Annotated in this window: 22 protein-coding genes; 12 read left to right on the top strand and 10 right to left on the bottom strand. The window is 28.8% G+C overall.

Translation table 11 applies throughout. The annotated features are described in order from the left end of the window. Positions 1-252: 252 nt before the first annotated feature. From pflB to sfsA, 3 genes are all read right to left on the bottom strand, one after another. Positions 253-2,484, bottom strand: a complete 2,232-nt coding sequence (gene pflB, locus HMPREF1552_RS11215; protein ID WP_021745326.1) for a formate C-acetyltransferase — start codon at positions 2,482-2,484, stop codon at positions 253-255. A gap of 212 nt (positions 2,485-2,696) precedes the next feature. After that, positions 2,697-4,130: a hypothetical protein gene (locus HMPREF1552_RS11210; RefSeq protein WP_021745325.1), complete on the bottom strand. Its 1,434-nt coding sequence runs from the start codon at positions 4,128-4,130 to the stop codon at positions 2,697-2,699. A gap of 775 nt (positions 4,131-4,905) precedes the next feature. After that, positions 4,906-5,646, bottom strand: a complete 741-nt coding sequence (gene sfsA / locus HMPREF1552_RS11205) for a DNA/RNA nuclease SfsA (protein WP_021745324.1) — start codon at positions 5,644-5,646, stop codon at positions 4,906-4,908. A 152-nt stretch (positions 5,647-5,798) separates the two neighbouring features. Here sfsA and HMPREF1552_RS11200 point away from each other — a divergent pair, with 152 nt between their 5' ends. Both HMPREF1552_RS11200 and HMPREF1552_RS11195 read left to right on the top strand, forming a co-directional pair. Then, positions 5,799-6,623: an undecaprenyl-diphosphate phosphatase gene (locus HMPREF1552_RS11200; RefSeq protein ID WP_021745323.1), complete on the top strand. Its 825-nt coding sequence runs from the start codon at positions 5,799-5,801 to the stop codon at positions 6,621-6,623. Next, positions 6,624-8,147: a coproporphyrinogen III oxidase gene (locus HMPREF1552_RS11195; protein WP_021745322.1), complete on the top strand. Its 1,524-nt coding sequence runs from the start codon at positions 6,624-6,626 to the stop codon at positions 8,145-8,147. It abuts the gene before it with no gap. A gap of 108 nt (positions 8,148-8,255) precedes the next feature. Here the strand turns inward: HMPREF1552_RS11195 and HMPREF1552_RS11190 are convergent, their stop codons facing one another. The 3 genes from HMPREF1552_RS11190 to HMPREF1552_RS11180 form a co-directional block, all read right to left on the bottom strand. Next, a complete protein-coding gene (locus HMPREF1552_RS11190) occupies positions 8,256-8,495 on the bottom strand; it encodes a type B 50S ribosomal protein L31 (protein ID WP_006806019.1) in 240 nt (79 codons plus the stop codon). Positions 8,496-8,637: 142 nt separating this feature from the next. Continuing rightward, complete coding sequence (gene nrdG, locus HMPREF1552_RS11185; protein WP_021745321.1) at positions 8,638-9,171, bottom strand: anaerobic ribonucleoside-triphosphate reductase activating protein; 534 nt, start codon at positions 9,169-9,171, stop codon at positions 8,638-8,640. A gap of 23 nt (positions 9,172-9,194) precedes the next feature. Next, positions 9,195-11,387, bottom strand: coding sequence for an anaerobic ribonucleoside triphosphate reductase (locus HMPREF1552_RS11180; RefSeq protein ID WP_231370778.1), 2,193 nt, complete (start codon positions 11,385-11,387; stop codon positions 9,195-9,197). Positions 11,388-11,925: 538 nt separating this feature from the next. On the opposite strand from HMPREF1552_RS11180, the gene HMPREF1552_RS11175 reads away from it, so the two are divergent. The 6 genes from HMPREF1552_RS11175 to HMPREF1552_RS11150 all read left to right on the top strand — a co-directional run bounded on the left by HMPREF1552_RS11175 (position 11,926) and on the right by HMPREF1552_RS11150 (position 17,687). Continuing rightward, positions 11,926-12,498 (top strand): biotin transporter BioY, encoded by a 573-nt coding sequence (locus tag HMPREF1552_RS11175; RefSeq protein WP_039901657.1) that lies wholly within the window; start codon positions 11,926-11,928, stop codon positions 12,496-12,498. A 438-nt stretch (positions 12,499-12,936) separates the two neighbouring features. Next, on the top strand, positions 12,937-13,611 hold the full coding sequence (locus HMPREF1552_RS11170; RefSeq protein ID WP_021745318.1) for a metal-dependent transcriptional regulator: 675 nt from the start codon (positions 12,937-12,939) through the stop codon (positions 13,609-13,611). Continuing rightward, on the top strand, positions 13,604-14,539 hold the full coding sequence (locus HMPREF1552_RS11165; RefSeq protein WP_021745317.1) for a metal ABC transporter solute-binding protein, Zn/Mn family: 936 nt from the start codon (positions 13,604-13,606) through the stop codon (positions 14,537-14,539). The genes HMPREF1552_RS11170 and HMPREF1552_RS11165 overlap by 8 nt, the downstream gene beginning before the upstream one ends. A gap of 309 nt (positions 14,540-14,848) precedes the next feature. Next, the gene (locus HMPREF1552_RS11160; protein ID WP_021745316.1) at positions 14,849-15,625 is read left to right on the top strand and encodes a metal ABC transporter ATP-binding protein; all 777 of its coding nucleotides are present in this window, start codon (positions 14,849-14,851) and stop codon (positions 15,623-15,625) included. Position 15,626: 1 nt separating this feature from the next. Further along, entirely contained in the window at positions 15,627-16,583 is a 957-nt protein-coding gene (locus tag HMPREF1552_RS11155) for a metal ABC transporter permease (protein ID WP_021745315.1), read from the top strand. Positions 16,584-16,586: 3 nt separating this feature from the next. Further along, complete coding sequence (locus HMPREF1552_RS11150) at positions 16,587-17,687, top strand: metal ABC transporter permease (RefSeq protein WP_021745314.1); 1,101 nt, start codon at positions 16,587-16,589, stop codon at positions 17,685-17,687. A 37-nt stretch (positions 17,688-17,724) separates the two neighbouring features. Here the strand turns inward: HMPREF1552_RS11150 and HMPREF1552_RS12650 are convergent, their stop codons facing one another. From HMPREF1552_RS12650 to HMPREF1552_RS11135, 4 genes are all read right to left on the bottom strand, one after another. Further along, positions 17,725-17,901 (bottom strand): hypothetical protein, encoded by a 177-nt coding sequence (locus tag HMPREF1552_RS12650; protein WP_231370777.1) that lies wholly within the window; start codon positions 17,899-17,901, stop codon positions 17,725-17,727. Positions 17,902-17,903: 2 nt separating this feature from the next. After that, a complete protein-coding gene (locus HMPREF1552_RS12645; RefSeq protein WP_231370776.1) occupies positions 17,904-18,134 on the bottom strand; it encodes a hypothetical protein in 231 nt (76 codons plus the stop codon). Positions 18,135-18,157: 23 nt separating this feature from the next. Continuing rightward, positions 18,158-18,955: a hypothetical protein gene (locus tag HMPREF1552_RS11140; RefSeq protein WP_231370775.1), complete on the bottom strand. Its 798-nt coding sequence runs from the start codon at positions 18,953-18,955 to the stop codon at positions 18,158-18,160. Positions 18,956-19,060: 105 nt separating this feature from the next. Next, a complete protein-coding gene (locus HMPREF1552_RS11135; RefSeq protein WP_021745310.1) occupies positions 19,061-20,923 on the bottom strand; it encodes a DUF4153 domain-containing protein in 1,863 nt (620 codons plus the stop codon). 856 nt (positions 20,924-21,779) lie between these two features. Here HMPREF1552_RS11135 and HMPREF1552_RS11130 point away from each other — a divergent pair. From HMPREF1552_RS11130 to HMPREF1552_RS11115, 4 genes are all read left to right on the top strand, one after another. Beyond that, on the top strand, positions 21,780-22,361 hold the full coding sequence (locus HMPREF1552_RS11130; protein WP_021745309.1) for a helix-hairpin-helix domain-containing protein: 582 nt from the start codon (positions 21,780-21,782) through the stop codon (positions 22,359-22,361). Between the two features lie 201 nt (positions 22,362-22,562). Further along, positions 22,563-23,438, top strand: coding sequence for an alpha/beta hydrolase fold domain-containing protein (locus HMPREF1552_RS11125; protein ID WP_021745308.1), 876 nt, complete (start codon positions 22,563-22,565; stop codon positions 23,436-23,438). An 86-nt stretch (positions 23,439-23,524) separates the two neighbouring features. Next, positions 23,525-24,172: an N-glycosylase/DNA lyase gene (locus HMPREF1552_RS11120; RefSeq protein ID WP_039901663.1), complete on the top strand. Its 648-nt coding sequence runs from the start codon at positions 23,525-23,527 to the stop codon at positions 24,170-24,172. Positions 24,173-24,431: 259 nt separating this feature from the next. Continuing rightward, a partial coding sequence (locus HMPREF1552_RS11115) for a S8 family serine peptidase (RefSeq protein WP_021745306.1) occupies positions 24,432-26,200 on the top strand: 1,769 nt, incomplete at its 3' end.

Genomic DNA, 26,200 nt, shown 5'->3' with positions numbered 1-26,200 from the left:
CGAGCCAGATTCTATTTAAAAAACGAAAATTATATCTTAAATTATTTGAAAATACTAAATTTATATCCTTTATTAGAAAAATGTATAATAAATTCGTTATTTAAATGGGTTTTGGTATTAAACAGAGTTTAGTTTAAATTATCACATAATAGAAAAGAATGCCGCATAACTCATATTTTATGAAACTATGCGACATTTCTCATATTAGTTGAAAATTATCGGTTAATTTTCAGACTTTTTATCAATTTTAAATTACATTTTATTTGATATTGTTCTGTTAATTACATCTAATTGTTGTTCTTTAGTCAATTTAACAAAGTTTACTGCATATCCAGAAACTCTGATTGTTAATTGAGGATAATTTTCAGGATGTTCCATTGCATCTTCTAACAATTCTCTTCCGAATACGTTTACATTCAAGTGATGTCCTGTTTGATTGAAGTATCCATCCATTAATCCAACTAAATTAGTTTGTTTTTCATTTGAATTTTTACCTAATGTTTCTGGTGTAATTGCAAATGTGTAAGAAATTCCATCGTTTGCATCTTCAAACGGAATTTTAGCTACTGAGGCAAGTGAAGCAACAGCTCCTCTTGTATCTCTTCCATGCATAGGATTTGCTCCTGGCCCAAATGGTGCTCCAGCTCTTCTTCCATCAGGAGTATTTCCTGTTTTCTTGCCATATACAACATTTGAAGTAATTGTCAATACAGATTGTGTAGGAGTGGCATCTCTATACATTTTATGAGTTCTTAATTTGTTCATAAATCTTCTTGTAATGTCTACTGCAAACTGATCTGTAGCATCGTCATTATTTCCAAATGGAACATAGTCTTTTTCATTGATATAGTCAACTGCATCCCCTTCTTCATCTCTTACAACTTTTACTTTACCGTATTTAATAGCTGCCAATGAATCTGCAATAATTGATAATCCTGCAATTCCAAATGCTTCTGTTCTTCTAATATGAACATCATGCAATGCCATTTCTAATGCTTCATAAGAATATTTATCATGCATATAGTGAATAATGTTTAATGATTTAACATAAGTTGAAGCTAACCAGTCTAATACTTTATCCAGTTTTTCCCATACTTCATCAAATTCAAGATATTCGCTCTTAATTGGCTCAAATTGCCCTTCTGGAGTTACTTGTATTTTTAATTTTTCATCTTTTCCACCATTAATTGCATATAATAATGCTTTTGGCAAGTTTACTCTTGCTCCAAAGAATTGCATTTGGTGTCCGATAGTCATTGGAGATACACAGCAGGCAATTCCGTAGTCATTACCAAATTGTGGTCTCATAATATCATCATTTTCATATTGTACTGATGATGTATCAATTGATACTTTTGCACAGAATTTTTTCCAAGTTTCAGGTAATTGTTCGCTCCATAGAACTGTCAGGTTTGGTTCAGGCGAAGTTCCCATGTTGTACAATGTATGTAAAATTCTGAATGAGTTTTTAGTAACTAATGATCTTCCATCTTCTCCAATACCACCGATTGATTCAGTTACCCAAACTGGATCTCCTGAGAATAATGCATCATATTCTGGTGTTCTTAAGAATCTGATTATTCTTAATTTCATAACAAAGTGATCCATTATTTCCTGAGCTTCTTTTTCAGTCAAAGTACCTTCTTGCAAATCTCTTTCCAAGAAAATATCTAAGAATGTAGAAGTTCTTCCAATACTCATTGCAGCTCCATTTTGATCTTTTGTAGCGGCTAAGTATGCAAAATATAGCCATTGTACTGCTTCTTTACCGTTAGTAGCTGGTCCAGAAATGTCAAAGCCATAAGATTCAGCCATTCTCTTTAAAGCATGCAATGCTTTAATTTGTTCAAAAACTTCTTCTCTAAGTCTTATTACATCTTCTGTCATTTCAGCCGGATCCATATTTTTCAATTGATTTTGTCTGTCAGCAATTAATCTGTCTACTCCGTAAAGTACAACTCTTCTATAATCTCCAATAATTCTTCCACGTCCGTAAGCATCTGGAAGTCCAGTTATAATTCCTGTTTTTCTTGCTTTTCTGATTTGATCAGTATATGCTGAGAAAACTCCATCATTATGAGTTTTTCTATATTTAGTAAAAATTTCTTCAGTTTTGGGATCTAGTTCATATCCAAATGCTTCCAAACTGTTTTTTACCATTCTCAATCCACCATTTGGAAAAATCGCTCTTTTTAAAGGTGCATCAGTTTGTAATCCTACTATCTTTTCCAAATCTTTATTAATATACCCTGCTCCATAAGCGTCAATTTGTGAAGGTATTTTAGTTTCAGCGTCATAAATACCTTTTTCTCTTTCTACCTTGAATTTTTCTGAAAGGCTTTTCCACAGTTCAGTAGTAGCTTCTGTTGGCCCTTCTAAAAAGCTGTCATCTCCTAAATACTCAGTATAATTTAATCTGATAAATTCTGTAACATCGATGTTGTCTTTCCAATTTCCTTCTTTAAATCCTCTCCATGCGTCCATTATTTAAAAACACATCCTTTCAATTTATATTATATTTACCATAATTTTGTAATTATTATAATATTATCTTCACTCTACGGTAATTATACCCCAAAAAATTTTTAAAAGCAAATATTTTTTAAAAATTTTTTTATGAAAATTTCTATTAAAAAAAATTGCTTTAAAAGCAATCTTGAAAATTATAATTTTCTAATATTATTTATAATTTATGCTTATTTTCTTATTTTTTTAGAAAAAATTTTACGTTCCTGCTTAAATTCCAGATACTTTATCATTGCTGTCCTCATGTATATCATCTGTACTAAAAAATTTGCTCTGCTCTTCAAGGCTCCTCTTTCTTTTTCCACTTCAAAATGATATATTGGAGTATCTGAAAAATTTTTTATTACATTTATAAATTTTGAACTAGAAATCAGTAAAATTTGTTCATAGCGTCTGCTTCCTTTTGGAAGAAACTTTTTAAAATTCTTTAGATGCTCCACTTTCACTATTTTCACAAAATTAAATATTTTTCTAATTTTTCCAAATACCTTCATAATTTCATTCTCTTCCAAGTCAAATAGTATCAATGTTGGAATTTTTGGAACTTTATCCACATGAACATATCTTTTTACAATCTGTTTTCCGAAAAGATTTTCATCTTCAAAATTTACAGATGTTTCAGCAATATCGTAAACTTTTACTCTGCCTTCCTGTTTAAATTTTTCCAACTTCAGTTTTTCTAATCCTGTAGGTTTTGTATTCTTTTCAAGCAATAGTTGAGCATTTATTGTATTTATTAGGTCATCCACATTTTTTCTATTTTTGTGCAGTTTTTTATAAAACATTGTTACAAATTTGGAATTTTCTTTTATTTTCTCCTTTTTAAAAATTTTATCCATCATTATGAAAAATTCTTCATTTTCAATACTTCTCTTTACATTGTATCTGCTTTTTATTTCTCTATTCTGTATGTTCAAAAGAAAATAAGTGAGCATTACATATTTTTCATTTACTGAAACTATACCTGTAAATTTTTCAATGTATGAAAAAATTATCTTTTTTATATATCTTATATTTTTTACTTCTAATATTTCTTCAATAATTTTAAAATAAAGATTTTCCTGATATGTACTTTTTCCTAAATGATTCTTTTCAATTCTTCTGGAAAGTATTTCTTTTAAATAGTTTTCCTTTAACCTTTTAAAATCGTATCCTCTTTCTTCAAACAATCTTTCTATACTTCTTGATTTTTCATATTCAGAATAATTTATCCCAAATATCTTCAGTACCTGTCTTAGATCATTTTGTATATTCCTGTTGTTTTCTTGAATTCTTCTTATGTTTTTGTTGAACTTGTAAATATTCAGTTTTTCATTTCCAAAGAGTAAAATTAGTGTTATAAGTTCTCTTCTGAATGTCATTTTTGTATTTATTTCTCTATCTTCTATCTTAAATATGTCTTCATTATATTTTCCAAAATAGAAGAAGTGATTTTTATCCTTATGTATTATGCTGTTATCATTCTCTAGCAAAAAATTATTTAAGTTATCAAGCGTGTAGTCCAAGTTTTTAAAGCTATATTTCTCTTCAATATATCTTCTGTCAATAATTTTAAAATTCAATATTTCACGTAATAAATCACTTTCATTAAAATCAATTTTCACTACCCATTTTCACCCCATAATTATTATTTGCCCTGTAATAGTGATTATTACAAGCGTTTTTATAATAACAATTATGAGTTTATTTTTTTAGATTACATTTCTGATTTTCTGAATTAACAAAAATATCCCATAAATACTGAGTTTCTAACAATTATAGAAAATTAATTTAAAATTAAATCAAAAATTGTGTATAATATAAAATGTCTTGACTTATTATGATTTTTATAGGTAAAACTAGATTTTTTTAACTAAAGTAATATCGATTTTTTTGAAGAAAATGTCTTTAAGAAGTGTTTCAATGTGAAAATATAGTAAAACTCATACAAAAACGACCTAAAAATACGGTATAATAATATTACGGCATATAAAAAAGATTTTATAGAAAAAGAATTTTAAATTTTTATTATGAAAACTGAAAAATAAAAATGTTATTTCAATTCAACATAAGTTCCAACACATTGTATGGATAGATAAAGCTTAAGAAGAAATTAAAAAACATAGCTCATAATTTTAATATGCTTGAGGAAGCAGTTACTTCTGTTTTATTTGATAAGATAGTTCTGTTTTGAATGGGTTTTACTATAAAATAAAGGGAGAAAACGTTTTCTGTTCTCTCCCTTCTAAAAATATCTTTATTTACAAAACTTAAAATTCTATTTCTAAAAAATTACCTTAAATCTTGGATTTAAATTTATATCATTCCATGCATACTTAAATCCAAAATAACTTTTCTTAACTCCTGTTACTATTTAATTTATCAGTATCAAGAATATCTCTAAAACATCTTTTCAGCTATCTCTATATTTTTCACAAAATACACCTTTCCATCTTCTTTATATTCCAAAAGCATTGGATAAATTTTCACTCCATTTTTTATCGCTTCATAAAAAGTTTCTGAAAAGTCCCTGTCAATAATATGTTCAGGTGCAAAAATTTCTGATTTTCTAAAAATTAAAATAAAAACAGCTGTTCTAAATCCCTCTTTTTTAAGTTCTATCAGTTCCTTCAGATGTTTTAAGGCACGCGCGGAAGGAGAGCCAGGAAATTGAGCAGTTTTTCCATTTACCAAAGTACAGCCTTTTACCTCAACATAAATTTTATCTTTTTCAGTTTCCAGGTAAAAATCGAGTTTACTATTATTATGCTTAATTTCAGGCTTTATATACAAAGGCTTTCCAAATGGGGAAATTTGTGCATTGTTAAATATAGATTCTGTAATGTAGCGATGAAAAGCTGTATTAATAAGTATAATTTCTCCATGAACCTTTACTGCGATTACATCCCATCTAGTTTTTCGATTCTCATTATTAGCCTTTTTTATAAACAGTTCAGCCCCATCAATCAATAATTCCGTCAGCCTGCCCGTATCATGCAAATGAGCAAAATCTTCTCCAGAATAATCTTCATTTTTACAGTTGCTTTTAAATTCAAATCTAACTGTAAATCGAGTAACCCTTTCTTTGAAATTTACGATTTTATCGTAATTTATTGTATAAAGAATTTTATTTTTTTTCATTTGTCTTTCCTCTTTAAGTAGTTATGATTTTAGAATATCATATTTAAAATAAATAAACAAGAAAATTTTATGACTATTAATAAAGTAAAAAATATGTGATATAATAAATGATAATTTAAAAAATAGGTTTAATAAAAAGAAAGGAAAATATTATGTTTGCAGATATTATTAAAGTATTTATTTTAAGCCTTGTGGAAGGGCTTACAGAATTTATACCTGTCAGCAGTACAGGGCATATGATTATTGTGGATCAGTTTTTGCAACTTTCACAAAATGAGGAGTTTGCCAACGCATTCAAGATAATTATACAGTTAGGGGCGATTTTATCGGTAGTTGTATATTATTGGAAAAGAATTTTTCCATTTGCAAAAGGGCTTAGCAAGAGTCAAAGAGCAGATATTATTCAAATGTGGATAAAAATAGTAATTGCAGTGCTTCCTGCAGTTGTGCTGGGACTTCTTTTTGATGATATTATTGACAAAGTACTGTTTAATTCGGTAGTTGTGGCAGTAATGTTGGTTATTTATGGAGTTATACTTATTTGGCTTGAATCTAGGAAGAAAAAGGAAGGCGGAATTGCTTCAATTACTCAGATGTCAGTAAAAACTGCAATTGGAGTAGGGCTGTTTCAATGTCTTGCGATGATTCCTGGAACTTCGAGATCGGCTGCTACAATTATTGGTGGAGTTTTGCTTGGATTAAATAGAGTTTTAGCAACGGAATTTTCATTTTTTCTTGCGATTCCGACAATGCTTGGGGCGACACTTTTAAAACTAGTGAAACTTGGTACAGCTTTAAGCGGATATGAATGGTTTTTAATTGCATTAGGTTTTGTGCTGTCGTTTGTATTTGCGTATGCTGTGATAAAAGTATTTATGAATTACATTAAAAAGCACGATTTCAAGATATTTGGATATTATCGGATTGTTCTTGGGATAGTTGTGCTGTTATTATACTTTATGGGAGCTATAAAATAGATGATAAGAGCGAATATTGAGATTAATCAGAATAAACTTGAGGAATTTATACATGTGCTTTTACCTGAGCATTATGATATTCTTTCGGAAAATAGTGAAAATGATGTGGAAATTAGTGTTAATTTTAGAAAAAATCAAGATGTGGAAAACTTTGACAATGATTGTGGAAAACTAAAAGATTCAGAAAGTGATAACACAGAAATAATTACTGTAAATACAATATTAATTGATAATAAAAATGGAAAAATTTTAAAAGAAGTAACATTTTCACATAAGAAAGTCAATGAAGAATATTTTGATCAGGCAGAAGTTATGGCAAAAAGTTCCTTGATGAGACTTTTTGATAAAAAAAATGAATATAAATGGGGTATTTTAATAGGAGTACGTCCTACAAAGATTGTAGGGCGTTTTTTAAAGATGGGATTATCTTATAATGAAATTAACGAAATATTGGAAAAAATATATCTTGTAAGCAATGAAAAAAGAAAACTTCTGCTAGACATTGTAAAACGTCAAGAGCCATATCTGGACAAAGAAACAATTGGAATTTATATCGGAATAGCCTTTTGCCCTACAAAATGTTCATATTGTTCATTCCCGGCCTATCTGCTACGTGGAAAATATGCAGAGCGATATGACGAATATATAAAGTCAATTTACCACGAAATCTGTGAAATCGGACAATTAACGCAGGAACTTGATTTAAAAATCAACACAATTTATATCGGAGGAGGAACACCTTCAATCTTGACAGCAGAAGAAATTGACAAATTGCTAAAAACAGTAAAAGAAAACTATAATTTAGATTATTTAAAGGAATTTACATTTGAAGCTGGAAGAATTGATACGCTGGATGAGGAAAAACTGGCTATTATCAAAAGCTATGGAATAAATAAAATTAGTATAAATCCACAGTCTTTTAATGAAAAAACTTTAAAACTTGTAAATCGTTATCACGACAGGGAACAGTTTGATAATGTCTATAAACTTGCTAAAAATCTTGGATTAGAAATAAATATGGACTTGATTTTAGGCTTGCCACGTGAAACTACAGAAGATATTTTGTACACAATGGACGAAATTTCCAAATACGATATGGAAAATCTGACAATTCACAATTTGGCAATAAAAAATGCCAGCCGTCTTAACAAAGAAAATTATGCTCATGAAGACATACTGGATTATGAAAAAATTTATAAGAAAATTGAAAATGTAACTCAAAATAAGGGCCTTTTTCCATATTATATGTATCGCCAGAAAAATAGCTTTCAATGGGGAGAAAATCTAGGATATTCACTAAATGGAGGCGAGTCGATTTATAATATAGAAATGATTGAGGAAAATAAGACAATTATTGGAATTGGAGCTGGAGCTATTACGAAACTTATCTGGTTTGATGAAGAAAAAAATCGAGATAATATAAAAAGGCTTGTAAATCCTAAAGATCCGCTGGTGTGGATGAATGAGCTGGAAGATCGGCTGGAACAGAAAAAATCTGAAATTAAGACATTGTTTAATAAATAATTTTAATAAGGAGATAGCTACGAAAGTTTTTCTCCTTTTTTCTTCAAAATAAAATTGGAAAAATAAAAAACAGAGAATGAATTGCTCCCTGTTTCTAATATTTTTAAATTATAAGTTATATTTTTTCTTAAATTTATCAACTCTTCCAGTTTCATCAACAAATTTAGATTTTCCAGTGTAGAATGGGTGAGAAGTTGAACTTGTTGCAACTTTTATTACTGGATATTCTTGTCCTTCGAAAGTTGTTGTTTCTTTAGAAGTTTTTGTGGATTTTCCTAAGAATTTTTCTCCGTTACTTGTATCTTCAAACACTACGAATCCGTATGATGGATGTAAATCTTTCTTCATGATATTTATGCTCCTTTCTATTTATAACTATAAACTATAATTATTTTCAATATTTCATATAATAATATCATATTTTTCTTTAATTTTCAAGTGTCTTGGATTGGAATTTTTAATAGTCGCTTTTTTATTCCATAAATATTTTTCATTTTATAAAAAAATCTTCTTTTTTAATAATCCTCTGATTACTACTCCCCCTAAATTTTATATTTGGGTCATAAAGTTCTTTTACAAATCGTCCATCAACTAGTACATCTACATATTTAAGGCATTTTTTTCGTAATTCATCCTCACGTAACTGTTCGATTGTATAGCCCGTGTAAAGCCATATATTTTTCCCTGTCTTTACCTTTAGAAATTTTAGTACCTTTAACATATCTGTGGGATTAAAAAGAGGATCGCCACCACTTATTGTGATTCCATCAAGCAAGGTATTCTCATTTATTTCCTTAGCAATTTCTTCTAATTTTTCATATGTGAGTACATTTCCATGATTGGGGTTCCATGAATATTCGTTGTGGCAGCCAGGACAGGCATGTGAGCAACCTGCAAAATAAAGTGAATAACGAAGACCGATACCATCAACAATGGTTTCCTTATAAGTCATTAAAAGCCTTAATGTAAAATCATTTTTTAGATTTTCTGAATTTTTTTCTTTTATTTCTTGTTCTTCATTCACTTTAAATTACCTCACTTTTTGCATTATTTTACGCCGTGTTTTACTCTATCCTGTTCTTCAGCCTGTTTTGCACTGTTCCAGCTGTCCAAGTCTCCTGTCAAGTAACCTGTTATTCTTCTAATTCTAGAAATATTGTGACTTCCGCAAATTGGACATTTATCATAAATTATGGCTTCTGTTCCGCAATCTCTACATCTGTCAACAGGGTGGTTTATCGAGCCGTAGCCAATTCCCGTATCTTTCATAACTTTTACAATTTTTAACATAACACCTATATTTTTACGTGCTTCTCCATCCAGTTCCACATAAGTGATGTGCCCTCCTTTTGTTAGTTTATGAAACGGCGCTTCCTTTCTAATTTTATCAAAAAGACTGATTTCTTTTTTTACGTCAATATGGAATGAATTTACGTAATAATCTCTGTCTGTAACATTTTTAATTATTCCAAACTCATTTCTATCGATACGCAAAAATCTTCCTGCTAGACTTTCAGCCGGAGTTGCTAGAATCGAATAGTTTAAATGGTATTTATCTCTAAATTCATCTGCAATTACGCCCATTTTCTTAATTGTGTCATAAAGCACTTTATAGGCAACTTCGCTTGTTCCGTGCTCTACATCAAATAAGGCGTACATTGCATTTGCTCCACCAACAAATCCTATCGAAAGTGAACCTGAATTTATAACTTCTCCTACTTCTTCATTTCCATCCTTTACTCCAAGCCCTTTCCACAAATTATTGCTTCTCATAAATGGAAATTGCTTTGCAAGAGCAGTTTTTTGGAAATTGTAACGCTCATAAAGCTGTTCTCCAGCTAGATATGTTGTTTCTAGGACTTTTTTCTGAAATTCTTCTGTTAGAAGTTCGATTTTTTTATTATTTTTTTCTTTTTCATTTAAAAATTTACCAGTTTTTTCCATTTCTAAAATTTCTTTTTCTACTTTTTTTCTTGTCAATATTGCAATTCTAGGGAAATTAATGCTTGTAAATGATAGATTTCCACGTCCAAGACTGCCTTTTTCACCATTAATATTCTCAAATACTCGTGTACGGCAGCCCATTGTAGCAATTTCGTATTTATATTTTTTCGGATCATCCATTTTCCATTTTTCGTGTCTGTTAAATTCTGAATCTAGAAAAACAAAATTTGGAAATAGTCTTCTGCTTGAAGTTTCGCAGGATAGCAGTAGTAAATCAAAGTTTGGTGTTTCAAAAAAATTTTTTTTATTTTCTGAATTATTTTCATAAGAAATTTTTTGTTTTTTCACAGTTTCTAAAATTCCATCAAAATCGCTTCTAGCTAGATTGTAGTCATTTTCAGAATAATTAAGCCCTTCTTTCACTTTAAAAATTTGTATTGGGAAAATAGGTGTTTCATTTTTGCCAAGTCCGCTTGATGTGGCTTTTAGCAGTTCACGTATGACCATTCTACCTTCTTCTGAAGTATCTGTTCCATAATTTATTGAAGAAAAAACAACTTGATTTCCGCCACGTGAGTGCATTGTGTTCAGATTGTGCAAAAACCCTTCCATTGCTTGATAAGTTTCGTTTTCAGTATCTTGATAGGATTCTGTCAAAAGTTTAATTAAATCATCTTTTTTTATTTCAAAAAAATTTTCCATTAATTTTATTTCATTTTCAGAGCAGTTTATTGAAGAAACATTTGCTTTTAGAAAATTATACGTATTTTCTTTCTGCTCCTTTGTAATTTCAATTTCATTTTTTATTTTTATAAAACTTAAAATTCTTTTTTTTAAGTGCTTTCTAAATGATTTTAATACTCCTTTTGCCATATAAAAATCAAATGCTGGAATAGCCTGTCCGCCATGCTGCTCATTCTGATTTGTTTGAAAAATAATGGTTGCAAGCGTAGCATAAGTAGAAATGCTCTGTGCTTCACGAATGTATCCATGTTTTGTATAAAATCCTTTTTCAAACATATCTTCAAGGTCATACTGCAGGCAAGTTGTGGTCTTGCTGGAATAAAAGTCTAAATCATGAATATGGATAAGTCCTTTTTCATGAGCGTCCTTGAATCGTGGTGAAACTAAATTTTCCAAAGCGTAAATTTTAGAAACTTCACTTGCAAATTTCATCATTTGCCCAGCTGGTGTCATTGCTGACATATTGGCGTTTTCGTTATTCGTATCATTAGATTCGACATTCACTATTCCTGCTATTATATTTTTTAAATTTTCAGTTAATTGTGCTTGCATTTCCATTCCTCCCTAATTTTTTCTAACAAAATTAAAGTAAAATATTTTAGAATTGAACAAAAGGTTTGATTTTTTCACATAAATTGCAATATTAATTGTGATATTTTTCAAAATTTATTTAAAAACTTAAATTTTCTGAATTTAATTTTTTAGATTCAATTTTAAAATTTTTTTCTTATTTTTCTAAATTCCAATTAACCTTCCCCATGAATTGTAATAACTCTTATTTAAAAGATAAAACACTATATATAGTTTTTGTAATACAATGATAACACAATATTTTGTGTTTTTCAAGTTTCATAAAAAAAATATATAATTCCATAAACTAGCTTTTTTTATAAATTTTTTCCTTTTCATCCCTCTCGTTTTAGATAAAAAAAATTTATTTATTTTCCTTTAATCATATATTACATAGATTATTTATTCTCTCTTCAATTTAAAATTTATTTATTTCAAAAAATAAAAAAAAGCTTTCATTGACTTTTTATATTACAAGTGTTATAATACTATATATAAATAAAAAATGGAGGTTTTTCTTATGAAACAAAATGCTTTAATTAACAATATCATTAAAATTGAAACAAAAGAAAAAGAAATTTTAAAAAATGTTCTTTTAGTATTTGGTGGAACTGTATTTTTATCTATACTGGCACAAATCTTAATTCCATTAAAGCCTGTACCAATTACTCTTGGATCATTTGCAGTTACATTAATGGGACTGTTATACGGTAGAAAATTAGCAACAGCAACTATTCTTTCATATGTAGTGGCTGGTACAGCTGGAATCCCTGTTTTTGCTAACTTTAAGACAGGCGTACTATTTTCACCAAGTGGCGGATATATTTTTGGATATATTGTTGCTGCAATATTTCTAGGGTATTTGGCTGATAAAGGATTTACAAAATCTTATGCAAAAACAATTTTAGCATTAATAATTGCCAATGTAATTATTTATGCATTAGGAGTATTGCAATTATCGTTATTTGTACCTAACAAAGACGTATTTAAATTAGGGGTTTATCCTTTCTTAATAGGAGATACTCTAAAAATGTTGGTAGTTGCCTCTTTAGTTCCAACATTATGGAAATTCGTTCCTAAAAATGATAAATAATAAAATTTTAAATATTATAAATTCCCATTTTTATGAAAAATCTAGATGGGGATTTTTTTTATGTAACTAAAATCACGCTATAATTCTAAAAAAATGTTGTACAATAAAAATGGAGAAAAAATTAAATTTGAAATTGATTTAGGAAGTTATATATGAAACTGAGTAATTCTATTTGCTTGGTCAGCTATGTCTTCTCTATCTTTCATTAAGTGCACTTTAACATCAGTTAAATCTGTATTACAAAGTGTACTTTTTTATTTACCAGATTTTAAAAGTATTTTTAGTATAACAATTATAATTTTTAAATCAATCTTACTAATTCTTTAAAAGTTTTATTAATTGGTATTGACAATTTAAATATTTGGTGGTAATATAACATTGTTAGGTTTACCTAATTTTATGATTAGGTATATCTAAGATAGAAAGAAAGGAGTTGAGATGAGTAAAAGTATTGAAGATTATTTAAAAGGGATATACACTTTAAAAAAGAAAAAAGAATACTCCAACAAAAAACTTGCAGAATATTTAAATATATCTCCAGCATCAGTTAGCGAAATGATAAAAAAGCTAGTAAATGAAGGCTATTTAACTATTGAAAAAAAGAAAGTGAAGCTTACTGAAAAAGGAAATAATTTTGCATTAGATATTATTCGTAAACATAGAGTTTGGGAAGTTTTTCTATTTGAAAAACTGGGATATGATAAGGAAGATGTTCATAAAGAGGCTGAGATTTTAGAACACGTTACAAGTAACAAACTTCTTCAAAAACTTGAAAAGTTTTTATTTTATCCAAAAGAATGCCCACATGGAAGTCCAATTTTTTATGATTTAAAAGACTTTGATGAAGAAAATGTCATAAAATTGTCAGAGACTGAGGAAAATGATGAAATTGTTATACTAAGTGTAGAGGATAATATTGAATTATACGACTATCTGCGGGATTTAAACATAAATTTAAAAGAACAGTATATTGTGGAAAAAAAAGATCCCTTTGATGGTCCAATATATTTAAAGAGTAAAGAAAATAATAAAAAAATAGTAGCTTTTAACGCAGCAACAATGATTGAAGTTTATAAAAAAAATAAAGACTTGGAGGAGATTGACTATGAGTAAAAACAATATTCTTAAAAAATTAAATTTATTAATTGCAATATGTATAGTAATGATGTTACTTGTATCCTGTGGAAAAAATGGTTCTTCATCAGGAAAAAAAATAAAAGTTACTACTACTACTACAATGCTTACTGACCTTATAAGAACAATCGGCGGAGATAAAGTCGAAGTTACAGGTCTCATGGGAGAAGGAGTAGATCCACATTTATATAGTGCCAGTGCAGGAGATATTGAAAAACTTGGAAATGCAGATATTATAGTGTATGGTGGATTACATCTAGAAGGTAAAATGACAGAAATTTTCGAAAAATTAACTTCTCAAAACAAAAATATACTAAATGTTGGGGATAAACTAGATAAAAGTAAAATTCATCTAGTTGACCAAAATACTCCTGACCCGCATGTATGGTTCAATACTGAACTATGGGAAAAGGAAGCCGAAGCTGTAGAAGCTGAATTAAGTAAATTTGACCCTAAAAATAGCGATTACTACAAAGAAAACTTAAAAAAATATAAAGCTGAACTAAATGAGCTTACAACTTATGTAAAAACAAGAATCAAGGAAATTCCTGAAAAAAGCAGAGTTCTTGTAACAGCTCACGATGCATTTAACTACTTTGGAGAGCAATTTGGACTAGAAGTAAAAGCAATACAAGGGGTTTCTACAGATTCTGAAACTGGTACAAAAAACATAAGCGACTTAGCCAACTTCATTGTTCAAAGAAATATAAAAGCAATATTTGTAGAATCTTCTGTTCCGAAAAAAAGTATAGAAGCTCTGCAGGAAGCTGTAAAATCTAAAGGAAAAGAAGTTAAAATAGGTGGAGAATTGTATTCAGACTCATTAGGAGACAAAACACACAACTCTGAAACTTATATTAAAACAGTTAAAGCAAACGCCGATACCATTGTAAATGCTTTAAAATAAAAATTAAACTCGCTTTTCTCAGACCATAATTTTTATTTTCAAAAATCAAGATATTTTTGATTTAATTACAATAATTAATTTAATAAAAATAAATATTAAGCAAAATTTCGTTAAAGAAAAAAGAACTGTTTGAGCTTTTGAAAAATATTTTAAATAAAATTAATTTATTTGATATAAAAATAACCTATATTCAAAAGCTAGTTTTCTTTTTTCTTTATAAGAAAGTTTTGCGTAAGCGGGAGTGCAGTGGTATGGCGTCTGATACCTCTGCGTTAAAAAAATTAATATAAATAGAATTTAGGAGAAAAAATGAATACAAATATTTCTGATGATGTTATTATAAAAGTTGAAGATTTGACGATAGCCTACGAGGATAAACCTGTTTTATGGGATATTGAACTGGGGATAAAAAAAGGCATTCTTATGGCTATTGTTGGACCGAATGGAGCGGGAAAATCTACTTTGATTAAGGCTATGCTTGATTTGATAAAGCCTATTACTGGAGAGGTTAGGTTTTATAACGAAAAATACAGCAAAGTACGTGATAAAATAGCGTATGTGCCTCAAAGAGGTAGTGTTGACTGGGATTTTCCTACTACTGTATTTGATGTTGTGGAAATGGGGCGTTATGGGAAAGTTGGATGGTTAAAGAAAGTTAGAAAAATTGATAAGGAAAAGACGAAGGAAGCTATTCATAAAGTCGAAATGGATGAGTTTTCAGACAGGCAGATAAGCCAGTTGTCTGGTGGACAGCAGCAAAGGGTATTTCTAGCACGGGCATTGGTACAGGATGCAGAAATATACTTTATGGATGAACCATTTCAAGGAGTTGATAGCAAAACTGAAAAATCTATTGTAAATATTCTAAAAAAATTACGAGATGAGAAAAAGACTGTAATCGTTGTTCATCATGATTTACAAACGGTAAAGGATTATTTTGACTATGTGACGTTTATAAATGTTTCTGTTATAGCTTCCGGTCCTGTAGAGGAAATTTTTACTCCTGAAAATATTGAAAAAACATATAAAAGTAAAAAATTAACTCAAGATAATAAAAATCATCTTGAAATAGAAAAGGAGGATTAAAATGAATATATTAAATCTTCTTATTTCTGATCATACTTTTAGGACAGTTGCACTTGGCTGTTCGTTACTTGGAATGGTTTCAGGAATACTTGGCTGTTTTGCAGTTTTAAGAAAGCAAAGTTTATTGGGAGATGCAGTTTCTCATGCTTCACTTCCTGGAGTTTGCTTGGCTTTTTTATTTACAAACGTGAAAAATACAGAAGTTTTACTGCTGGGTGCTTTGATAACAGGAATTGTATGTATTGGTTTGATTCAACTGATTCAAAATTATACAAAAATAAAATTTGATAGTGCTTTGGCGTTGATTTTATCGGTATTTTTTGGGTTAGGGTTAGTTTTACTTTCTTATCTGAATAAATTGCCAGGTGCAAATAAATCAGGATTAAATAAATTTATTTTTGGACAAGCGTCAACATTTATTAAAAGAGATGTAAATATTATTCTCATTACAGGGATTGTTCTTCTAATTATAATTATTCTTTTCTGGAAGGAATTTAAAATTGTTTCGTTTGACTCTGATTTTGCTAAAACATTGGGATTTCCAAGCAAGAAAATCGAAATATTAATTTCCATATTGATTGTAACTACTGTAATAATAGGTATTCAGGCAGCAGGAGTAATATTAATAAGTGCAATGCTTATTTCTCCAGCAGTTGCAGCACGGCAATGGACAGACAAACTTTCAATTATGGTAATTTTGGCAGCATTTTTTGGAGGAATATCAGGTCTGCTTGGAACTTTGATAAGTATAAGTGAAAGCAATTTGCCAACTGGACCTGTTATCGTTATAATTATAAGTATAATCGTAGTTATTAGCATTCTTTTCTCAAACAAAAGAGGGATTGTATTTAAAATTATAAGAAATCAGAAAAGAAAAAAAGAATTTAGAGAAAAACTTGAAAATAAAAAAAATGAATCAGATAATTTAAAAATAAATAACTTGGAAAGGGGAAAATAAATTATGGGTTTTTCATTGGAAATACAGCTTATCGCAATAATGGTGGCAAGTGCCTGCTCTATTTTGGGAACATTTCTGGTTTTAAAAAGTATGGCGATGGTTTCAGATGCGATTACGCACACTATCTTACTTGGAATTGTAGTTGCATTTTTTGCAGTTCATGATTTGAACTCCCCTTTGTTAATTGTTGGTGCGGGAATAGTTGGCGTTTTAACAGTTTACCTTGTGGAACTTCTTAATTCGACAAGACTTGTTAAGGAGGATTCAGCAATTGGGGTAGTTTTTCCGCTGTTATTCAGTATCGCTGTAATTTTAATTTCAAAATATGCTGGAAATGTGCATTTGGATGTTGATTCGGTATTGTTGGGAGAACTGGCATTTGCTCCATTTAATAGGGTAGAAATATTTGGTTTTAGTGTTGCTAAAGGATTGGTTACGACTTTTGTAATATTTTTAATAAATTTATCTTTTGTTATTATTTTTTTTAAGGAATTAAAAATTTCGGTATTTGATAAGGCTCTTGCAATAACGCTTGGAATGAAGCCGATATTAATTCACTATATGCTGATGTCGCTTGTGTCAATGACAGCAGTATCCTCATTTGAGGCAGTAGGTTCAATACTAGTAGTTGCATTTATGATAGGACCTCCAATTACAGCATATTTATTGACTGACAAGCTAAAAGTAATGATTGGGTTAAGTATTCTTCTAGGAGCAGTTGCAAGTATTATAGGATTCCATTTTGCACGATTCTTTGATATTTCAATCGCTGGAAGCATTGCAGTAATGATAGGTATCATTTTTCTAATAACCTTGATTTTCTCACCTAAAAAAGGGCTAATTTTCACAATAAGACGTAAAAAAAGCCAAAAAATGACTTTTTCTGTAAGAATACTTCTAATTCATCTATCCAATCATACTAACACAAAACAGGAAAAAGATGAATGTGGAATTGATACTATTGATAATCACTTACGTTGGAATAAAGTCTTCTTGAATAAAGTTATTGGAAAAGCTAAAAAGGAAAAGTACATTTATGTTGATGGTACAGTTTATAAACTTTCTGAAAAAGGAGAAAAATATTTACAGTTAAATAATAAATAATAATTAATTATCAGTCTTTATATTAAGGCTGATTTTTTTATTTAGAAGCATACAAAGGATTAGCCTTTCTAACTTTATCACCATAAATTTGCTTTAAACTCAAAAAAGCATTTTTAATATCTTCCAGAATATCAATGTGAGCTATATAGCTTGTTCCCTTAGGCCCATATCCATTTTCATCATCCGTGAGCTTCGGAATTTCACCCATTAGCAAAGTTATATATCTGTCAATATCCTACATTCCAAATATATCATTTTCAAAGCATAATTTTTCATAGCATTTGCGAAAATAGAACCGCCAAAAAGTACCATGATATCCGCTTTTTCAACCTCATATTTTTTTATCAGTTCAAAAGCTGTTAATTCATCAATATCTCTCTTTCCACAAAAATTTCCTAATACATTGATACAATTTGCAATCTCATATTTGCTAATTTTCTTATCCATTACAATTTTACCCTGCCTTTTCATCAGTTTGTTTCTATCAAATTTTTTAACTTTTCTTTTGTCTCTTCTACAATGTATAACTTATTTCCGTTTTCAATAACTTCTTCGTATAATTTTCTTGCTTCTTCCATTTTGCCTACTTTTGACTTATAATTTGCCAATAAATGTTTAATTACCAAAACTTGACGTTTAACACTTAACTTTTTTAATGTTTCTGATAAAATTTCTATCATTTTTGTGGTATCATTTTCATAAAATAAAATTCCATTTAAAAATTCAATCATAGCATTTGTTTCATCAATTCCTTTTTTAGTTTTAAATTTCTCCATCATTTTTAAAACTTTTTCTTTGTAAATCACTATTGCCTCTTCTTTTCTTTCGAGTCCATGCAATAACAGCGCTTCGTTATAGTAATACAGGATTTTATCCTGTTCCCTGAATAATGATTTTTTGGATAAATCTATATCCTTTAAATTTTGATAGGCTTCTTCTACTTTTCCTAGTGAAGAATATCCCGCACAAAGATTCAGTTTCATATAATTTCTATATCGCTTATTTTTATTTCTGTCGTATTCATTTTGCGTAATTTCTATAAATTTTTCAGGATCAAGTTCTTCATTTAATATATTCATATATTTTTGATAAAAGTACACATACATTCTTTTATCTATTTTCAGAAATTCAAACACCAAGATTAATGAAATAATCAATATATAATTAAAAATTGAGTGTTGCATTCGTAACCACAAAACGAATATAATTAGTAATACAAATATCGTAACAGAAAAATTTATTAATATATATTTTTTTCTTATTGTCATTTTTTTTCCTTTCACAAAAATCGAAAATCAAACTTATTAACTTTTAAATCAACTTTGACTTTATTTTCAGTAGGATTCCGATTTTCTACTTTTATTCTTTAGTAATTATTTCTTCTCAGAAAACATAAAATCAAATTCATAATTCATATCTGTCATTTTGCCATCCTTTATTTCTTCATAAATACTTTGTAATGAAATTTTGTAATTTATATTTCCTGCTGTTCCGATGTATTCAAAGTCTTTTTGAGGAACTTTGTATTCTTCATCTTGACTTCCTATATTTTGAAGTTTTAGAGTTTTTAATTTTGCTGAGACTTGCTTTATTATGTCTTCATAATTAAATTTCGCAAGTTCTGTACCATTTTTAGCACTTATTGTTATTATTTTATTTAGAATGACAACTTTGTATTTATCAGATTCACTTGTCTGAGTAGATGCTTCTCCCCAGTCTTTTCGGTAATGAATGACATTATCATAGCCATTTGTTTCCAAAATAGCTGAAGTATTCTCATTTGTCTTTAAGTTATATGTAATTACTTTTCTTTCATCATAACTTTCTCTGTCATCATCATCTTCAATACCATAAGAATAATACTCTCTCCAAGAATCTTTAATTCCCAAATCCTTTTCCAAATCATGAGAAGTTTGATAGATTTTTCCAGCAGAATTTTTTAATCCAAGATTTTTAACCGATGAGCCTTGTCTAGCAGATATATAGTCAATCGCTGTATAAACCTCATTTCCTTGCTTATTAGTCAAGTTTTGTGTAATTTTGGAAACTTTTCCATCTTTTAAAGCTCCATATTTTACAAGCATTCTCTTCAGTCTTTGACTTTGACTGTAAACACTCACTTTTTCTGCACTAAATGGAGTATAAACAGCAATTATTAAACAAATAATCAAACTTACAAAAACTCCTGTCACTTTTGATTTTCTTATGTATAAAATCATGCAGAAAAATAGCCAGAATATGAGAAGAAGCACATAATATCGGTTTTCTGTAATTCCATACTGGTAAATTCTTTGAAAAATTGCAAACAGTGAAGCAAAAATTAAAGGTATAGAAAAATATGGAAAATATTTTTTAAAATTACCTAAGAATTTGTCATTTTTAGCAAGCGGAGTTATCAAAATGATAATAATAAGGCTAAACGCTGTGTACCAAAGGACAAGATGAGAAATTAGCCCCTTTGGTAATTTCATAGATATAACTACAGTTGCAAGATAAACATATAAAATCCCTGTATAAATAATAATTAACGGAGTAATTACAAATTTTATCAGCATTTTTAAAATATACGGAAAATCATAACTTTCCAAATTATCATCAGGCTTTTTCAACAACGATAAGAAAAGCGATACTCCCAGAACATCAAATACAAACACCCACGAATACATATAAAATCTTAAAACAAAGCCATAAAACATCTCAAACCCAAATAATGCAGTAATAGTCGCTAAAATTAATGAAATTCCGATATAAAGCACAGTTGCAAAAATTAATGATACAACAAAATTTACAAACACAGACTGCAAATATTTTTCCTTATTTTCATTTTTTAAAATAGGCACTAAAAGAAAAATTAATATTGAAACAGGTAATAACATCCAAAATCCAATTTCAAAATTATAAACGATAAAACAGAGAACATAAGTTCCAAATCCAATAACAACAGTTAAAACTGTATAAATAGTTCTAATTATCCATTTTTTTCTTTCTTCAAAATATTGTTCCCTAATAACTTCAAACATCGCAGTTAAAAAAATACCAAGCACAAAGCATTTATTTATCTCTATCAAGCTTGAAGAAACAACAGAAAGCTTTTCATAATTAAGATTCTCAAGTTCCGTAGTCAAAACAACTAATCCAAAAACCATTAACGTAAAAACAACCGTCACTCTAAATCTATCAGCCCCTCCCTTAAAATATCCAAATAACTTCTTAAATTTTTCTGTAATTTTTCCCATTGATAAACACCTCTTATCATAATTTTTGATTTTACTATTTATTTTTATATTATAATATCACATTCTTAGCTAAAAAAAATGAGAAAATTATTTTATTTTCTTTTTTCTCCCTCAATAAAGTTATTTCCTTAATCACTTATTTTCTAGATTATTTTAATTAATTATTTTTTTTTATTTATAATTCTAAATCTTTTTTGACGTAAGGGCATCAGACGCCATGCCCTTACAAACCCGCTTTACGCAAAAATTTCTTATATAAGAAAAATAGAACTCGCTTTTGAATATAAATAATTTTAATTCAAACAATCTTATCTAATTTAAAATTTGTTCCAAAAGCTCAAACAGCTATTTTTCTTCTAACGAAATTTTGCTTGGAATTTATTTTAATAAGATTATCTTTTGTAATTATACTAAAAATTGTCGTGATTTTTTTGGAATGAAATTGACTGTTTGAGCTTTTTCAAAACATTTAAGTTATAATTATTTTAAGAATTAATAATAACTTTTATTAAAAAGCGAGTTTCAATTTTATTTCAAAAAAATGCTTAGACGAGCCAGGATTATAAAGGGGATAGCGATTGATCCCCTTTATACTTAAAAAAAGGCAAAATATAAAAATTATAAAAAAATTATTATTAACCAAAAAAATATAAAGAAAATTTAGAAAATAACTTAATTAAATAGATAAAAATTTTCTTTAATGACTACAAAATAATAAAATCCAAATTTTAATTTTTTTATCTATCAAATAACAAATCAATATGGTATAATTTGTCATAAAATATAAGTTATTTTATTTAAGTGGCAGATTTGGGGGAAATATTTAAGTATAATGTAATCAAAAGGGGGATTATTTATGAAAATAAAATATGTCATTATTTTTGTAATACTGTTAATTGCGGGAAATTTTTTAAGACTTTTAATTGAGGACAAAAATATTCCTGAAATTGAAATTAGTAAGGAAAAAAATTATAAAAAGGAAAAAGCTAAAAAAGATGCTGATTTGACAAAAAGTAATATAAAATTTGACATTAATAATGTTGAATACAAGGATTTGCTAAAATTGGGAATTAATAAAAATAAGGCTGAAAAATTTGTAAAATATAGAGATGAAGTTGGTATTATTAAAGATGTTAATGAAGTAAAAAATATTTCAGGATTTGGAAAGTCTGGCTTTGAAATCGCACAAAAATTTTTGTTTGTGGATAATGAAAAAATTCAGGATTCAACCAAAAATTATGGACGTGAAATTACAAAATACAATATTAACACGTTAAATGAAAAAGAATTAAAAAAAATAGGATTTACAAATAAGGAAATAAAAAAATTACTTTATGAAATTGAAAAAAATAACATAAGATCGAATGTCGATTTAGAAAAGATTATTGGAAAAGAGCGTTATGCAGAAATTGAAGATAAAATAAAATTTATTGAATAAAAATATAATGTATTAAATTAAAAAAAATCTGCTGCTTAAATAATCTAACTTATATTAATCTTATTCGAATAAATTTTAAAATATTAACTTTTAATTATTTAGATTAATTTTAACTTTAAAATATGTTCTAAATAAAAATAACATAAATCTAAAAAATAAGAAAGGAGTTTGATTATTTTTCTTAAAAAATAAAATGAGAAAATGAGTTTATTATCAGATATTGCAGTACCAATCGCAAAATTGGTGAACATGAAAAAATATAAGGAAAAGGATTTTTTAAATCCGAGGAGAGATACGGATTTTTTGAATAAAAAGAATTTTGACAAATCGCTTATTACTGATGAGCAGTTTATTGGTGAATTCCAAGTTTTGACAGTTTTTTCAGAAGAAAGCTATAACAGACACGTTGTTTTTCTACACGGTGGTGCTTATGTAATGCGTGCTGTCAGAGCTCATAAAAATATTATTGAAAAATTAGTTAAGAAATTTCATTTAAAAGTTACATTCATTGACTATCCACTTGCTCCAGAAAATACTGTTGACAAAGCTCATCGAGTATTAATGGAGGCTTATAGACATATAACTAATAAATATAAAGATGATGAATTTTACTTATTTGGTGATTCTTCTGGTGGTGGCTTGGCACTTGCATTTTTACAAATATTGAAAAATAAGGAAGATTTGCCATTTCCAAAGAAAACTGCGTTAATGTCACCTTGGGTAGATGTTTCAATGACAAATGAGGAAATAGAGGAATTTGCAGAAAAAGATCCTCTCTTACCACTGAATGGGCTTATTATAACAGGAAAACAGTTTGCAGGAGAACTGGATGTGAAAAATCCTATGATTTCGCCAATTTATGGAAATATGGACAATCTTGGAGAAATTTTTCTAATTTTCGGAACAAATGAAATTTTATATCCTGATTGCTTAAAATTAAGTGATTTGATGGAAGTTGCAATCGGAACAAGTGTAGAAATAAAAATTGGGGAAAATTTGTGCCACGACTGGATTTTGGCACCTCTCAAGGAATCAGAAGAAACTATTGATGAAATCGGAAATTTTTTTCTGAAATAAAATAAAAAATAATAAAACGAGGAATTTTAATTATGTCTGAAAAAAAACAAAAAAAGAATATAGAAAACAATGAAATTAGCAAAAGAATTGATAAGGAAAAACACGAAGAAATTCTTAAAATTTATAAAGAAATAAAAAAAGGTATCGGAAAAGCTATAGAAGGCTATAAAAAGGCTTGGAAAGGTACAGAAAAAGAAGTATTTGCGGAAATGGCATTTTGTATTCTGACACCTCAGTCAAAAGCAAAAAATGCTTGGCAAGCCATTACAACTTTGGTGGAAAATGGACTGCTTTACAACGGAAAGCCTGAAGAAATAGTAGAATTTCTAAATATTGTCAGATTTAAGAATAATAAATCACGATACTTGGTGGAATTACGGGAATTAATGACAAAAGATGGAAAATTGCAGCCAAAAAAAATATTATCAGAAATTGGCGATACTTTTGAAAAAAGAAAATGGATTTTGAAAAATATTAAAGGAATGGGATTAAAAGAGGCAAATCATGTGCTCAGAAATCTTGGGTTTGGAGAAAATATTGCCATTTTGGATAGACATATTCTAAGAAATCTCAAAGCACTTAATGTAATTAGCGAAATTCCTAAAACAATAACTGAAAAAAAATACTATGAAATTGAGGAAAAAATGCGAGAATATTCTAATTTTTCAAAAATAAAAATGGATGAGCTGGACTTAGTTTTATGGTACAAGGAAGCTGGCGAAATTTTTAAATAAAATTTTTAGTTTATAGTGAGATTTTCTAAAAAATATGATAGAATATTATTGGAAATTTATTATAATTATAAATTAAGATAATTTGAAAATCTAAATTGCAGTATTTATATTTGCTAAATTTATACTTTTAAAATTGAGTTTTATAATTAAAAAAATTTTATTTTTTTTAATTTTACATCAAAAAGTCAATTTTTTAATAATAGTGAACTTAAACATATGCAAAATTCAAGAATAAAAATATTGAAAAGGAGAAAGCACTATGTCCAAAAATCTTAATCAGATTAACAATGGAATAAAAGGAATTTTAAAAAAATATAACTTTAAAAAAAGATCAATCCTTATGGGAATGGCTATTCTCGTTATAAGCTGTGGAGGCGGTGGAGGCGGTGGTATTGGAACCACAACTAATTCGCCTTCTTCTGGAACAAACAGACCAACTGCAACTGCAACTGTAACACCGACAATAGCTTGGAATAATACAGAACTTAGTTATAATCGTAGTAACCCACATAATAATTCAAATACAACAATTACAGGAACAGGAGTAAAAGTAGGAATTATTGATGTGGGATTCGAAAATTCAGCATTTGCATCAGATCTTACTGAGAAGTTTGGATCTAGATTGACAAAATTTACAGTTCCGGGATTTACTGCCTCATCTACAGAAAATGATGATCATGGAATAACTGTAGCTGCATTAGCAGCAGGAAGAACTGAAGGAATTGCAAAAGGAGTCTCTGTATTTGCAATTGATGCTGGAAACCATTCTTCAGATGGAACAAGACCTGAGCCAACACTAGAAATGTATCAGGAATTAAAAAATAGAGGGGTTACCATTTATAACCAGTCATTCGGAATTGATGCAATGGTAACAGATTTTAACTCATCAAGAACCTCAACTCATTATTATGGACATCAGATAGGAAGTGCGATGCTCCAATTCTATAGAAATGAAGTCAATAATGGAGCATTATTTGTTTGGGCCGCTGGAAATGATTCATCGGATACCCAACCTACTCTTGAAGGGGGACTCCCATATTTTGAAACAGATTTACAAAAAGGATGGATAAATGTAGTAGGACTAACTTCAAGGGAAGAATCAAGAATGGGAGATACTGATTGGAGCAATCTTACACCATTATCTCCTGCAGGAGTTGCAAAAATGTGGTCTGTAACAGCTATAAGTGATCACACATTTACAATAAGAGGAAGAAGCTTCGTAGGTGGAGGATCTTCATTTGCGGCACCAATCGTAACAGGAACTGCCGCTCTAATCAAAGAAAAGTATCCATGGATGGATGCAAATCTTATAAGACAAACTATATTGTCAACTGCTACAGATATTGGAGAGAGAGGAGTCGATTCTGTTTATGGATGGGGACTTTTAAACATTGATAAGGCATTAAAAGGACCTTCCTTATTTGACACTCAGCTTGCACTTGGACCAAGTGTAATTGTAAATATTCCAAGTGGAGTATATACTTTCTCAAATGATATTTCAGGAAATGCTGGACTGGAAAAAAATGGAGCAGGAGAACTTATATTATCGGGAAACTCAACTTTCCTTGGTGATACAAATGTAAATGCAGGAAGATTAAGAGTAAATGGTACTTATGTATCGTCACTGAATGTCCGTAGACGTGCTATACTTTCCACAAATAACGCCAGAATAAATAACAATATAACAAATGACGGAACTCTTGAAAACAGAGGATCAACACAAGTTAATGGAAATTATGAATCACTTGAAAATTCAAGAGTTGTAGCAGAGTTGAACTCAAATCTTCATGTAACAGGAAGAGTTAGCTTAAATAATTCAAAACTTGAAATAAAGCCTGAAGAAAATGGTGAAAGAAAATATATTACCGCAAATGGAACAAATCAAGAGATAATCACATCAGACAATAGAATTGAAGGAAAGTTTGAAACCATTGATACTGATGAAATGCTAAACGCTAAAATCAACCAAAATGAAAATTCTGTTTCTACAAAGATAAGCAGAAAAAATGTACTAGACTATGTAAAAAA

Origin of the sequence: Leptotrichia sp. oral taxon 879 str. F0557 (genome assembly GCF_000469385.1) — a bacterium.
GTDB classification, from domain to species: Bacteria; Fusobacteriota; Fusobacteriia; order Fusobacteriales; family Leptotrichiaceae; genus Leptotrichia; species Leptotrichia mesophila.
This window is presented reverse-complemented; position numbering and strand designations above follow the sequence as displayed.